We start from the raw sequence: 14,529 nt of genomic DNA, 5'->3' as shown, positions 1-14,529 counted from the left end.
GGAATCTTGAAAGTAGTAATTATTGGCGCTTCTCATGGCGGGATTCATGCTGCCTTGACTATAAAGAAATTAGACCCGAAAGTAGAGATAATTCTGATAGAGAAAAGAGATAATATAAGTTTTGTTTCTAGTGGGATCATTATAAAATTAAATGACATGGTAGATGAGCTGGATGACGTACGTTATGCAACGGCAGAAGATCTGAAAAAATTGGGGATAGATGTCTATTTGGAATCTACAGTTGTTTCTGTAGATCCAGACAGTCAGGAGATTGTGTACGAATCTTTGACTGGTGAACGAACAGTTATAACATACGATAAGTTGATTCTTGCGACTGGCTCAAACCAGTTTTCAATGAATTTGACATTACCGAACAATGACCGCATTACTTATTTTAAAAGTTATGCGAGCTCTTTAGAAGCGTTACATAAGATAGAAGAAGCAGACAGTATATCGATTGTTGGCGGAGGATATATTGGTATAGAACTTTGTGACGCATTGAAAGATAAAGGAAAAGAGATTCATTTGATTGAAAGTGCAGATACGATTTTATTCCGCTATATAGATAGGGAGCTTTCCGAAATTCTCGAGGAGGAAATGCTTAAAGCGGGGATACAGATTCATTTGAATGAGACGGTGCTGGGATTTAAAGATACAGAGCAACAGCCCTTCATTTCTGTCACAACAACCAAAGAAATTGAGAATGAATTTGTGGTGATTGCAGTCAACGCTCGACCGGATACGAGGCTTGTTCAGGAGTTTTTAGATTTAAATTCCAATGGAACAGTCCGTGTAAATGAGTCCATGCAAACAAGTGATCCTAATATCTATGCAGTGGGGGATGTTGTTTCTTATCCAGTCCATAATAGCTATCGACGCTCTTTCATCCCTTTGGTCAATAACGTTGTAAGAAGTGCTACCGTGGCAGCGATGAATGCTTTAGGGAATCCTATGAGGTATACAACAACACAAAAAACAACAGCAACACATGTTTTTGGCTATTATGTAGTGAGCACAGGTCTTACTGAAACAGAGGCGAACTTTGAGGGGATTGAAGTTGACAGTATCTTTTTGAAATTACCTTATCAATTACCTTATTTGGAAATACAAGAAGAGGTTTATATTAAGCTAGTATTTTCAAAAACAGATAACTGTTTGATTGGTGGTCAGATTATGTCAACGAAGGATATTACTCAGATTATCAACACATTATCCTTGGCAATCGAAAAAGAAGTGACCATGGACGAATTGGTTACAATGGACTTCTATTTTAATCCAGCACTGAATCGACCGATGGGAATCATTAGCCAAGCCGCATATGAATTCATGATTAAAAAGTATAAAAAATAGAGACTGAACGTGTTCAGGAAAAAGGTGTTTTTTTCAGATTTTTTGTAAAATTTGAGAAAAGCACTTTTTTATTTTGCTGTTCCTTTGGATATTTTGGTCGACAGCGCATGTGTAATTAGAGCTCGAAACAATTCTTATTTTGATTCTTTCTTTAAATACGATTACAGGGAAAGCAACCATTGGTAAATAAAAATAACAATTTCCGTCTGATTTGCTTCTTGGAATGTAATCAGAAAACAATCAGAAATAAATCAAATTATTATTACTTATGACCGTTTCATCTTATAATAGAGAAAATGTAACTGGGAGGAATAGGTATGAAAAAACAGGAGCAGCTGTTCATTGATTCTATAACGAATAGGGCAACAGAAGAACATAAAGGAGAAATGAGCGCCCTTCTTCAAGAGATTGTCCAAAGAAAACAACGTGGGGGCTTAGACAAGGCATACTTGGCTGGAGTTATGCCGCGCCTTTTTTCTTACTTGAATCCCGATAAGGTAGCAGAGGTAAAGGAAATTATTGAGGCATATGCCAAATAGCATGAAGCATTTTCTGTGGGTAGCTGTAGTTTTTAGGAACTAGTACGGGACAGAGATACTATGATCGAATATATTGTTTATCTCAGAGAATGATAAGGATTTTCTGAGGTAACAGATATTTGGTGCATAGTTACTTCTGCCTCGTTTTCTTCATGTCTTGCACAAGTGAGGAAAAGAAGACGAGCGAACAGAAGATTCTTTTTGAACAGTATAGGCAGTTGTTTGTATGATTTAATCATACAGGCAAAGCTTTAGAGATTCTTTAAAACAATTGGTCATATTTACGACAAATCAAAAAAGTTGTCTAAAAAATAGGTCTAGCCAAAGCATTCAAGCTGTTACAGCAATAGAAGTTGTGCTAAAGTAAGTCCGTTATAAGGAGCAGGTGAAATGATGAGACATTTAAAAAATACGTTCAAATTATTTATTTTGGACTGGAAACGAATTTGGAAAAATCCGATTGCAGCATTATTGATCGTTGCTTTGATGATTATTCCTTCATTATACGCATGGTTCAACATCAAAGCTCTGTGGGACCCCTACGCAAATACTGGCGAACTGCCGATTGCTGTGTACAGTGATGATCAATCAGCTGAATTTCAAGGAAAAACGATCAGCATCGGGGAGGAAGTTCTAACTAATTTACATGAAAACAAACAGTTGGGCTGGAAATTTGTTGATTCTAAAAAGGAATTAGATGAAGGGGTAAAATCCGGAAAATATTATGCGGGTATTTATTTACCAAAGAATTTTTCAAAGGATTTATTGAGTTTCACGACGGGAGAAATCAAGAAGCCGGAAATTATTTATTCTGTTAACGAAAAAATCAATGCAATTGCACCAAAAATAACCGATAAAGGTGCAATGTCATTGCAATCTGAGATTTCCTCTCAATTTATTAGCACAGCCAGCAGTACGTTGATCAAAGTGTTCAATGAGATTGGTTATGATATCGACTCGAATTTGGTCAGCATCAACAAGGTGAAAAATCTGATTTTGTCGACGGATGAAAATATTGAGACAATCGATACCTATGTTCAGGAGGTCGTGACACTTCACGAAAAAATGCCGGAAATCAAGGACAAGTTGGCGAAAGCAAATGAGTTTGTTGATTACATTCCCCAGATCGATGGATTGACAACGAAGGTTACTGAACTGAATGACAAGATGCCAACAATTAAAGACCAAGCAAAAGTTATCTTAACATTGCAGGAAAAGATTCCGGAAATTCAAAATGCCGGTGCTCAGTTGGCAATGATCGATGAGGATTTTGTTTCTGTAGAGCAAGTGATGAGTGATGGTATCGAAGAAGCTAAACAGGGGCTCACCATTATCCAAGCGGTGCAAACATCCTTACCGGATATTCAAAAGCTAGGGGAACAGGCAGATCAGCTAGGTACTCTTACTTTAGACGGAGCAACCAAGTTGCAAGCAGCATTACCAAGCATTTCGAGCAGTGTGAAGGTAACTTTGGAATCGGTCAAAGCGATCAGCTCGAATATTTCTTCCATCACAGCACAGATTCAGCAAATGCTAGCTGATAATGAGTTGACTCCGGAGGAACGAGCTTCATTGAAACAATTGTTGACCCAATTTTCGACAAGCCTGGATGGACAGACGACAGCACTTCAACAGTTGATGGAATTATTGACAAATATCCAGAACTCTGCAGGAAATCAAGAGCTTCAGGGAATTATTGATCAGTTGAGTAGTATCAGCACACTGATTCAGGGCTTGAAGAATCGAGTGGATGGGATTAATACAGATGCAATAACAACAGCTGAGCTTCAAGCTATCCTGAGTGAAATCAGCACAACAGCAAGCAATATATCTTCGGCTGCTGGCAGCATCAATACAGACCAAATCACAGCAACCGTCAATACGTTATTGACGAGCTTGATTGATACGATTACAACAGCCAAAGGCGTCCTTTCTCAAGCACAACAAATCGATTTTGCTTCACTCTTGGCTAAGACAGAAACGACAGTGTCAACAGCTATTGGTATTTTAGAAAAATACCAAGGGCAGCTACCTGCAATCAAGCAGGAAGTTCATGATGCGAATACATTGTTAAATAGCCATATGGATACGATTGTAAATGGAATCAACAAAGGAGCAGATTTGTACAATAATGAGTTGCCAATTGTTGAAGAGAAGTTGGGGCTAGCAGCTGATTTTATTAAAAATGATTACCCTGGGATAAAATCTGATATCACCAGTACATTGTCAATGGTTGATGAAAAATTACCACAAGTTGAGGCTGTATTGACTCAAGCAAATGATTTAATCAAGAATGATTGGCCAAATATCAAAACTGGGCTTCATAAGGCTGCTGATGCGATTCGTAAAGGAGAAAGTGAAGTCGACTTAGGTGAAGTCCTTAAGCTGCTAAAATTGGATGCAACTTCAGAAAGCGAGTTCTTCACTGCGCCAGTTGAAGTAAAAGAAAATCAGATTTATCCGATTGCGAATAATGGCTCAGCAAGCACACCTTTCTATACAGCACTTTGTTTATGGGTGGGAGCTGTCTTGTTTTCCAGTATTGCAACAACAGATTATTATTTAGAGGAAAAGGATAAAAAACGCTTTTCAAAAAGAGAAATGTTTTCTGCACGTATGTTAACGTTCATCGTAATGGGACTTGCACAAGCACTGATCGTTACCTTGGGGAATTACTTCTTACTAGGTGTAGATGTCAAAGCACCTGTATATAGTGTATTGTTTGCATTGCTGATTGCTTTAAGCTTCATGACATTGGTTTATGTCCTCGTCGCACTCTTTGGTAATGTCGGGAAAGGGATAGCGATCATTATTCTCGTACTGTCGATTTCCGGAGGTGGCGGGAACTATCCAATTCAAGTATCAGGAAAATTCTTCCAGTTTATTAACCCGTTCTTGCCGTTTACTCATGCAGTGAATCTGTTGAGAGAGTCGGCCGGGGGGATTTATTGGCCGAATGCGTGGCATGCGATCATTATACTTACCGTATTGATGATTGTGGTTGGTATTTTGGGCACGCTGTTTTACCCAATACTTGAGCCTAAAATGAAGAAATTAGCTGAAATCTCTCATAAAAGCCATATCTTCCATTGATTGTTTAGTAGGTGGAAGAAGTCAACTTCTAAAATAAAAATATACTAAAATTAGTGGGTAAGGTATTCGACGGAATACCTTGCCCACTATTTTCTATTTCTGGAGTATAGTGAGAGTGCAGGTCTTTCAATAAAAAAGAAGATGAAAAAAATGGCATTTATTTTAGCTTTTGATGTTTCAAAAGGGGAGAGGCTAGGACAAAAAGAAATTTACCGATCTCTCTATACCTACAATCTGAATCAACGGCGGTCCAAAAGCTGCGTCGCTGTCCGCTCAACACTCGTAGGTCCTAAACTGTGATGAGCCACAAGCGAGAATGCATCAGTGGGAAACCACTGTGTTTCAAGGCTCTCCGGCTTTTTTCTTGAAGCAGATCGCTTTTGGTCCGGCCGCTTTTTTGTAAAGAAAAAAGCTAGGCACTCCTAATTTTAATCAAAAGGTGGACTGAGACTGGAAATATTGGGGATTCTAAATAATAAAAAGATGCTAAAAAAAGTAGGATATCATGTGCAAAAGGTGAGCCGTTGCGGTATATTTTTAAAATACTCTAATTTAAGGTTGGGATGGTTTATGATAAAAGGAATGCTTGGTTTGGTTGAAAAGAAATATGGGGCGGGGAAAGATCCACGTACGAGTTTTGGGATATTTGCCGGTATAATGGGGCTTATCTCAAATCTTATTTTAGTTATTGGCAAGTTTTCTATCGGTTTTTTCTCTGGAAGTGTGTCGATCATGGCTGATGCTGTGAATAACTTGTCAGATATGATTTCTTCTGCTTTGACCTTAGTAGGGTTTTATATTGCTGGAAAACCAGCGGATAGGGAACATCCCTATGGACATGAACGCTTTGAATATATTAGTGGAATGTTTGTTTCTTTAATGATCACATTTGTTGGTTTTCAATTTTTACTGACGTCCATTGACCGGATTCGTGAGCCACAAAGTATTGGTTTTTCATGGATTACACTATTGGTATTATTGCTGTCTATATTTTTGAAAATTTGGCAGGGAACAGTTTATTCTGAAGTAGCAAAGAAAATCAATTCCGACACCCTGATAGCTGCCTCCAAGGATAGCATGAATGATGTATTTACAACGATAGCTGTTTTAGTTTCTACGGCTATTGAGGGAGTTACCGGATGGCGATTAGACGGCTATATTGGAGGTGTGATAGCTGTTTATATCATTTTTAGTGGGATTCAGCTACTCTGGGGATTTATCAATGAGTTGATGGGAATACGTCCTGATCAAGAGGCAATTGATCGAATGAAACAATTTTTATCTTCATTTGATGAGATCGTGGGCTACCATGATCTGCTGATTCATCAATATGGCCCGAATAAAATTTTTGCTTCGGTTCATATTGAAGTGGATGATCGATGGGAATTGAACAGAGCGCATCAGGTAATTGATGAAATCGAGGCAGTCTTCAAAGAGAAGTTAGGGGTTGAATTGGTTTGTCACGTAGATCCGGTAAATTTATACGATGAACAGCAACAATTTGTTCATCAGGAGGTAAAGAAAATCCTTGCTTCCATTGATCCAATTCTCAAGGCACATGATATCCGGTTTGTTTCTCACGATGGAAAAAGTGCGTTGTATTTTGATTTGGTTGTTCCAAGTAAATATGAGCTGTCTGATCAGGCTATTTTGAAAAAAATACAAGATAATGTTAATAAATATATAGGAATATGCGAAATTGATATAACTTTTGATCATAATTACTTACTTTAAAATGACTAATGTTCTTTTTTCTCATAAAATTACTTTTTTTCAAAAAAAACTGATACGTAAAAAAGAAATTTCCGTGTTATTCTTAACCATAAGGAGTTGAGGGAGATGGATTTTGCATTTTTGGCAATTATGTACTTTTTTGTCGTCGTTATTATTGTCTTGAGTTTCTTGTTGGTGAAGGAAAAGCAATTAATGTATCGGCTACTTGATGAGCGGGATATTCTTCAAGAAGATCTCAATGCACTGAAATTTGGGAAGCTTCGTTTGGATCAAGAACCTCAAATGGAAGAAGAACGCATGGATTATTTGATGGAAGAACCGGAATATGAAGAAGAGTCGTTTTTTCAAATTGAAGAAAATTCCAAACCTAAAAAACATTTGGAATCTGTATTCGCTGAAAATGGTGCTACGGAAAGTTCTCACTTTAAGTCAAGGGAGCGAATGATTGATAGAGACGAGCTGGATAGAGGACCATTAAGAAAAGAGCGGTCAGAGGACGAGGAAGAAGAAGAGCCATATATCGTTTTAAACAATCGTACTCTTTCACGCTATGAAGATGAGTTGTTTAGAAGAGAAGAACAATAACTTATAAAAAAACCTTTCAAGACGATTTTTATTCGTTTGAAAGGTTTTTTTATGTTTTTTAAATAGTAATTTTACAGATTCCATACCAGTTTAAAAAGAAAGTGTTGATTTCTTTTTGAGATAAAAATGGATTGGCTTGAAGAGTGGAAACCAGAGCGGTGTTATATTCAAGCTGTTCTTTTATAAATTGGTCAATAATTGGAATTTGTGGTTCCATAGCCATTTCTTCTCCAGAGCGTTTCTTTTTGAGAAGCTTGGCAACCTCAGCCAGAAAAGCAGTTGAAAGCTGAGGCTGTTCAAGCAAATGTTCAAACCTGACAGGTGGTGCCTGTTTTTGATGTTCAATCCATAAGCAAGCTAATAGAGGGCGTAGAACATAGAAATACTTCTTGATTTTTACTTGTTCTCCCTGAAGATAGTCTCGGTAGTTTCCTTTTGCCATGTGTAAATAGTGATAAATTAGGCTTTTATCATTTTGAGCTTGTTCAGATAAGACAAGAAGGTCCTGGTAAAAAAGCGGTTCAGTCATATACACTATGGGAGAATGAAGCCATTCCAACAACGAAGGGTTGCATTTTCTCAAAAGCATCAAGGTTTTGTCCAAGTCCCAACCGCTGATATCCAATTGATCAGAAATAGGGTACTCCAAGGTATCCTTTGTTTTCTGCAGCTGTAAATACCAATCCTTTGGGCGAGTATAGATAAAACGTACGTCGTAGTCACTGTCCTTTGAAGGAAAGCCCCAAGCTCGACTACCTGATTCGACAGCATACAAAATTCGAATATTTTCAGATGCCTCAATTTTTTTCAATTCTTGAATGATTTTATCTTTCATATTTTCCCCTCCTTTGGTAGAGTGCGGCTTTCTTTAGAAAGGCCATACAGGGATGTATGACGATCTTTATTTAAAGCGGATACTCTGAATCACTGTTCTATTATAGCCTTGGATCTAACGCTTTCTCCTTTTCGAATTCGAAAATCATACTTGCAAGAAGGTCCATGTATTCCGAGTTTGCTTCTGAAATTTCATTCCGTGGGATGTTCAATAGCTCTTCTGCTAATTTGGCCTCTTTTATAGAGGATGCAAGCTTCCCTTTGATTTTTTTATCTGAGATCAGCTTATGGTAACGTTTTTCAGCACAATAATCGTAGCCATAAATCAATGTCAGATACTCCTTGTTTCGGACTTTCATGAACGGAGCGACTTTATCGTTATTAATTGTCTCGGGTTTAATAACAACCCCTTCCATTTGGCGCTCAACTGTGATGTCTTGAAAATAGGTTTGTGCATCTGTTAAAGCAGTAGGGTGAGTCAAATCAAGCAATAGATAGGGATCATCTGACAAGAATGAGTAGATAGCCGAAGTTTTTTGTTCTGGAATCTCCTCTTTTCCATTGGTATAAATGATTTTCAACAAGTTAAAAGGTTTATAGGTAAGCTCAGATTCATAGCCATATAACTCAATCTGTTTTTTATATGTTTCAAGATAAGCTGTCTGATCCTTCAGGTGGACCTGTTGCTTCTCAGTTTCTGCCAATAATGCAAACTGTCTTGCCGGATAGCTACCATAAAGTGCGGACAGTGCTTTTTTATCTTTGTGATGACGATCTATTTGGTAATCCGTTTGATTCATTTTATAGATAGCTTCTTGATAGGCTGTTTCGAATCCATTGTCAGAAAGAAAGGCCAATTCTTTTTCAATCCCTAATGCAATGGGCTGATATTCTTTTTCAATCAGACCTTTTCCAAGTGCGCTCCAAGGCATTAGCTCGCCGTCAAGAAGAAGCGTAGCGATATTATTCTCAATCATATACGAGTTGAATTTCAGTAGGAGCTGTTGATAAACAGGTACGAGATCCAAACGCTGAACAAGGTATCCATTTCTTGTAATTGCAAAGCATTGATCGATAGCGGTAGATAAGTAGATATTACAGCGAGAGCCCATATATTTTGGCTGCAGAACGACGTGTTCAACACCATTATCTTTAAAGTAGTTCAACCCTTTTTCCAGTGATTCCAACTCATTGGCTTCAGGATCAGCTGCGGAAGGAGACATAGTTCCAGAAAGATATTGTACCTGATTCTTGGCCATATAACGCAAACGACGTTGCTTGTCTTCCGGTAAAGAGTGCCAAGACGGTTTCTTAGGCTTTGAAAAAAGTTGCGGCAGTTTTTCCGCAGCCCCTTCACCAACTGCTGTCGAGACAGAATAAAGCATGGTTTTATAGGGAAGAACTTTAATTGCTGTCAGCCTATTTCCGGAAGCTGCCCCGGTATCCACGCTGCGCTTATTTTTGAGGCGGAAAGGTGCTTCACAAGCTACATGACCAAAAATATGCAGCGGTAAATTGAAGTAACTTTCTTTTTCCAAGAATGCCAGTTGCGGCTCAATCAGCTGTTCTCTATCCAACCGAAAATTCCGCTGTCTTCTTTTGGCAGAAGTATTGAGCTTGCCTAAATACTTCTGTTTACAAGGGGCATGTGTCACGATAAAGGATTGTTGCTCACCACCGATTCTACGATAAAAGGGTTTCGCCTGTTCAACCAGAGCAAAGAATTTTTCTCGTAGCGGCTCATCTTTTTGAAGAACGGAGATGGAATCAAAATAGCTGGTCAAGATTTGAGGATCGACTCCTTTGATTTCGCCTCTCAGATAGTGATAAACAAAATGCTCATGGTTTCCGATGGTAAAAAGAAGTTGTTCACGGTTTGTGTAGAGAAACTCGACGATTGCTTTGGTCTGCTTTCCTTTATCGATCCAGTCTCCATTTAGAATGACCTTTCCATTGTGCTCATTGATCATCAATTGTCCATCTGTCAAGGTATGCCCAAGTCGTGTCAATAAGTCTTGCAAAGTCTGAATGCATTCATGAACATCCCCGACTACTGTATATGTCTGTTCAGGTGGAAGGAGACAGGAAAGGTACTCCTCTTTATCAGCAATGGTCACCGTAATATCAGAGAAATCTTTTTTAGGAATACGATGAATGGCATGATAGTTTTCCTTTGCCAAGGAAGGAAGAGCCTCTCGCTTCAATCGTTGGATGTGCGTGCTGATCAACCGGCGAGAACGTTCACTGGCATAGAAATCATCACGGTTTTTGTAATCAAAAACAATAGCTTCAATATTGTAGTTTTGCGCTTTGGCGATATCAAGAATTTCTTGTCTAAACTCTTTTGCCAGTCCGGTCGTATCCACAATGACAAATTCTGCAGAGACAGGGTAAGTCGTCACAAATTCCAGCTTTTTACGTAAATAAGGAAATGCAATATTGCTTGCTTCCAACATGACTTGATCGTATTTATCATAAGCGTGTCCCAATACTTCTTGTCGAAGATCATCAGAGGAGATGTATTGGACATTGCTGTAAAAATTATTTTCTTCGTCTTGGAAGCTAAGCTGCTTCATAAGAACTTCTTTGGAGAAGGTTGTTTTTCCACATTCAGTTGGGCCGATCAATAGAAAGATCGTGTGAGTGTTTGTTTGAATAAGCATGAGTTAGCCCTTCCTTTCTTTTCTTAAAATACGAGCACCCTGTGTTGTAGGAATGCCATCTACCGTATCACCTATCGCCAGAAATTCGAGCGTATAGCTGGTTTGATCAATAATTTTGGAAAGCCATTGCTGAAATTCAGGACGAGTCATTTCCCAGTGATGGTCTTCATGTCGTTTTTTTTCATCTGTTAAATCGTAATAGGTATTGAATTCTTTGTTCGGTGTTGAAAGAATAAGCTGATGCGTATTTTTTTCTAAAACAGCTTTGATCAGTGCAGCAGCTTCTTCTTGTGGCATATGTTCGATGACCTCCATCATCAAAACATCGACTGCTTCAGTTATAGTCAATTTCTCCCAGTTTTCTAAGGAAGAATAGAAGGTTACGTTTTCCAGCTCCTTTTTCTCTGCGCGTTGTTGTGCGGTCGCCAGAACCTCTGGATCAATATCTATTGCATAATAGGGCAATGAGCCTAACTGCTTACTGAAAGCAGCAATATAAAAGCCTTCACCGCAGCCGACATCTAAAATAGGATAATCGAAGGTCAACAAGGATTCTGCCAGATTTCTTCGCTGCAAACCTGTTCCGCCAAAGCTGAAATCAATCGTATAGCGAGTGGTCGCTGAAGCTTCTTCGATAAAACGGTTAAAGTAATTTCTACGTCCCATAAAATTACGGACAAATAAATTTCTGATGTAAAAAGGCGCATCGACCGCATTTAAGGAGTGGACATATTTTTGAATCAAGGTGTCCGACTCATCTAGAAATTCTTTCGCAAACAAAGCTTGAAAAAGTAAAAATAACTGCGTAGTATGAAGCAGATCATGGAGTGGACGCATGGTATGCAGTACCAGACTGCCATGTCCGGGCATGAGCTCAGTATATTCAAACTGGATATCTGGAAATTGACGCTGGAAGAAGAGCAGGAAGTGCTCTCTTTTAATGGCAATAAACGGTAGTTCTAAGCAGTGCTCAAAACCATTACTGTCTTGCTCTTGTAGCTTTAATGGATGATCAAAAAATTCAGTGATCAAGGCCAGATAGACTAAAGGCGCTTGATATTGAGACACATTTAGATAATGAAATTCTTCCTCTCTGTTTGGTCGAAAGGATAGAGCTGTCGTTCCCTGATCGGTAAAGTAAGCGAGGTATTTCTGTTCACCGTGATACCAGCCGTAGCCCATCCCCTTTCGGATTCGTCTCAATTGAATACCGCTAGCTGGATTTTTATAAAGTATGTAAGAGAGCGCTGGGTTGGTTGATGAAAGTTTGATAATTGCCATGATAGAACCTCCTGTAAGTTTGTACCCTAATCATAACGAATGTATGACCAACTATCTTTTAAAAAAAGTTGCGTAGTGTGGTCGCATTTGTTTAAAATGAATGGGAAGGAGAGGTTGGTATGGCAAGGAAATTTCAAGAGTTGGTAAAAAATTTCGATACGATCCGTAAATATACGAGAGATTTTTATGTGTATGGCTTTAAGGAACGCGATGAATTCTCTTATGGTAGTCAACGAGGTTACGATAATGAACGACGAAGAATCGAGAGTTATTTGTCTGAATGGATTGAGACGGATATCGTTCATGGGAAAAAGCGAGTACGTCTGGAGATCGATCCTCATAAAAATAGCAGCAATCCGCTGGCACAGGTTTGGCAATCAAAATCATTTACAAAGAATGATATCTTTCTACATTTTGTTTTACTTGATATTTTCGCTGATGGAGAGAAATGGACGATACAGGAAATCGTCGATCAAATCGATGAAACTTACTTAGTCCATTTTAGTGATGGGTATCTTTTAGACTCATTGACAGTCAGAAAGAAAATCAAGGAATATACAGCGCTAGGGATTTTTATAGAGGAAAAAAGTGGGCGGGAATGTATTTATTCTCAAGTACCGTCATTGTGTTTGGATGAAGAAGTTCGGTTGGCAATCAGCTTTTATAAAGAAATATTTCCGATTGGGATCTTAGGCGAATACCTTCTGAGAGGAGAAGACAGAGAAGCTTCTGCTTTTCAGTTTAAGCATGTTTTTCCTGTTCAAGTGCTAGACAGCCAAGTGTTGCTGCAATTGCTCGAAGCAATTCGATCAAGAAGAGAGATTTCCTTTCAAACAGATCGACAGGCATTTGAACACTTCATTCCTGTGAAAATTTGTTCCAGCTGTGAGTCTGGTCGTCAATATCTGATTGGTCGAGTAGCTGGGAAGCGACACCTCTATTCTATTCGTATCAATTTTATTGCTGCAGTTAAACTTGAAGGTGTTGCTAGACAGTTTGAGCAAGTCGAGCAGCAATTTCAAAAACAAAAGAGCTTAACTTGGAATGCAGCATTTACAACGAGAAAAACGCAGAAGCTGCATGTTTATCTAGCCATTGATGAACAGAAAGAATACTATTTGGTCCGTCGTTTGGAGAAAGAAAAGCGGATGGGAACAGTAACCCGCACAGGAGAAAATGAATACCTATTTTCTATTGCAGTAGTAGATATGGTTGCCCTCAATCCTTTTCTGCGTACTTTTTTTGGCCGAATCAAGCGTATCCAGTGTAGCAATCGTACGTGGGAACAGCAATTTTGGAAGGATTACCAGCAGATGTATGCGCTGTATTTTGGAGGTGAACAGGATGAATCCACTGTTTCATGAAATTTATGGGAAGTATTTCAGACTGCTTGCTACAGTGTTACAGTCTGAGGATCAGAGTGAAGAAACAATCAGAAAAAAATTGGAGAAAGATGGGTATGGAGAAACTGCTTTTAGTCTTTTGCCATTTTTGACCGGAGAGGAAGAAAATTGGCATCTCTTTAAAAAGCAGGGTAGCAGGTATTCCAGTATTTTACAGAATACCCCTACTCATCCCGTCACACTATTGGAAAAGCGTTGGCTGAAAACGATGCTTGAAGATCAACGTATTCATAACTTTCTAGAACCAACACGTGTTGCGGCTCTTTTGGAAGAACTGACAGAGGTAGAGCCATTGTTTTCTGCTGAGATGATCGATTATTTTGATCGTTTTCAGGAAGGTGATTCGTATCGGGAGCGTCAGTATGCGGAAAATGCGAGAAACCTATTGCAGGCAATTTTGACTAAGGAAGTCTTACGTATTGATTACCAGACCTTGGGTCGCGAGGCCGTAGTTCAGCATATCGTATTCCCAGAGAAACTGGAATATTCTCAGAAAAATGATAAGTTCCGCTTAAGAGCAAAAAGAAAGACAAAAACGGAAAGCTGGGAACGTGTTGTTTTCAATCTCTCTGAAATCATTCATGTAGAACGGCTTGGTATAATAGATGATTCCCAAAAGTCAGTTAAGATAAAGAACAAGCAAATCGTTTGTCTGCTGAAGGATGATAGGGATACGTTGGAACGGGCCATGTTCCACTTTTCCAATTATCGGAAAATTACTCAGAAGACAGAAAATGACCATGAATACCAATTGACGATTTATTATCCTTCTCAAGATGAGACGGAGCTTTTAATCAATATTTTATCCTTTGGTCCATTTCTTCAAGTTATTGAACCACAATCATTTATTCGTCAAATCAAGTATCGATTACGTTGTCAAAAAGAATTGTATTCGCCTGTGATAAATGACCCGCAAGAGAAAGAGCGTTAGGAAAGAAGCTTTTTTACAAAAGTCATTAAGAGATCAATAAGAGTACCGACGTATGTCTATTCATAAGGAGCATGGATGAACAATCATCATGCTTCTTTTTTGTCTCTAACGGGTAG

General features: G+C 38.7%; 10 protein-coding genes. 7 read left to right on the top strand and 3 right to left on the bottom strand.

From position 1 onward, the window contains the following. Positions 1-6: 6 nt before the first annotated feature. From A5888_RS09010 to A5888_RS08990, 5 genes are all read left to right on the top strand, one after another. Positions 7-1,350, top strand: a complete 1,344-nt coding sequence (locus A5888_RS09010) for an FAD-dependent oxidoreductase (RefSeq protein ID WP_086350027.1) — start codon at positions 7-9, stop codon at positions 1,348-1,350. 317 nt (positions 1,351-1,667) lie between these two features. Further along, positions 1,668-1,889 carry a hypothetical protein gene (locus A5888_RS09005; RefSeq protein ID WP_086350028.1) on the top strand — a complete coding sequence of 74 codons (222 nt, stop codon included), beginning with the start codon at positions 1,668-1,670 and terminating at the stop codon, positions 1,887-1,889. Between the two features lie 393 nt (positions 1,890-2,282). Next, entirely contained in the window at positions 2,283-4,982 is a 2,700-nt protein-coding gene (locus A5888_RS09000) for a YhgE/Pip domain-containing protein (protein WP_086350216.1), read from the top strand. Between the two features lie 570 nt (positions 4,983-5,552). Further along, positions 5,553-6,716, top strand: coding sequence for a cation diffusion facilitator family transporter (locus tag A5888_RS08995; protein ID WP_086350029.1), 1,164 nt, complete (start codon positions 5,553-5,555; stop codon positions 6,714-6,716). Positions 6,717-6,821: 105 nt separating this feature from the next. Continuing rightward, entirely contained in the window at positions 6,822-7,301 is a 480-nt protein-coding gene (locus A5888_RS08990) for a hypothetical protein (protein WP_086350030.1), read from the top strand. A 58-nt stretch (positions 7,302-7,359) separates the two neighbouring features. Here the strand turns inward: A5888_RS08990 and A5888_RS08985 are convergent, their stop codons facing one another. From A5888_RS08985 to A5888_RS08975, 3 genes are all read right to left on the bottom strand, one after another. Continuing rightward, the gene (locus tag A5888_RS08985) at positions 7,360-8,136 is read right to left on the bottom strand and encodes a nucleotidyltransferase domain-containing protein (protein WP_086350031.1); all 777 of its coding nucleotides are present in this window, start codon (positions 8,134-8,136) and stop codon (positions 7,360-7,362) included. A 100-nt stretch (positions 8,137-8,236) separates the two neighbouring features. Further along, positions 8,237-10,798, bottom strand: coding sequence for a metallophosphoesterase (locus tag A5888_RS08980; protein WP_086350032.1), 2,562 nt, complete (start codon positions 10,796-10,798; stop codon positions 8,237-8,239). Between the two features lie 3 nt (positions 10,799-10,801). Then, a complete protein-coding gene (locus A5888_RS08975) occupies positions 10,802-12,079 on the bottom strand; it encodes a class I SAM-dependent methyltransferase (RefSeq protein ID WP_086350033.1) in 1,278 nt (425 codons plus the stop codon). Positions 12,080-12,198: 119 nt separating this feature from the next. On the opposite strand from A5888_RS08975, the gene A5888_RS08970 reads away from it, so the two are divergent. Both A5888_RS08970 and A5888_RS08965 read left to right on the top strand, forming a co-directional pair. Next, entirely contained in the window at positions 12,199-13,443 is a 1,245-nt protein-coding gene (locus tag A5888_RS08970; protein ID WP_086350034.1) for a WYL domain-containing protein, read from the top strand. Further along, complete coding sequence (locus A5888_RS08965) at positions 13,424-14,413, top strand: WYL domain-containing protein (RefSeq protein WP_170924837.1); 990 nt, start codon at positions 13,424-13,426, stop codon at positions 14,411-14,413. Before A5888_RS08970 ends, A5888_RS08965 begins: the two co-directional genes overlap by 20 nt. The last annotated feature ends 116 nt before the right edge of the window (positions 14,414-14,529 follow it).

The organism is Enterococcus sp. 9E7_DIV0242, assembly GCF_002140975.2.
GTDB classification, from domain to species: domain Bacteria; phylum Bacillota; class Bacilli; order Lactobacillales; family Enterococcaceae; genus Enterococcus_L; species Enterococcus_L clewellii.
The sequence above is the reverse complement of the archived record's forward strand: the minus strand, read 5'-3'. Positions and strand labels throughout refer to the sequence as shown.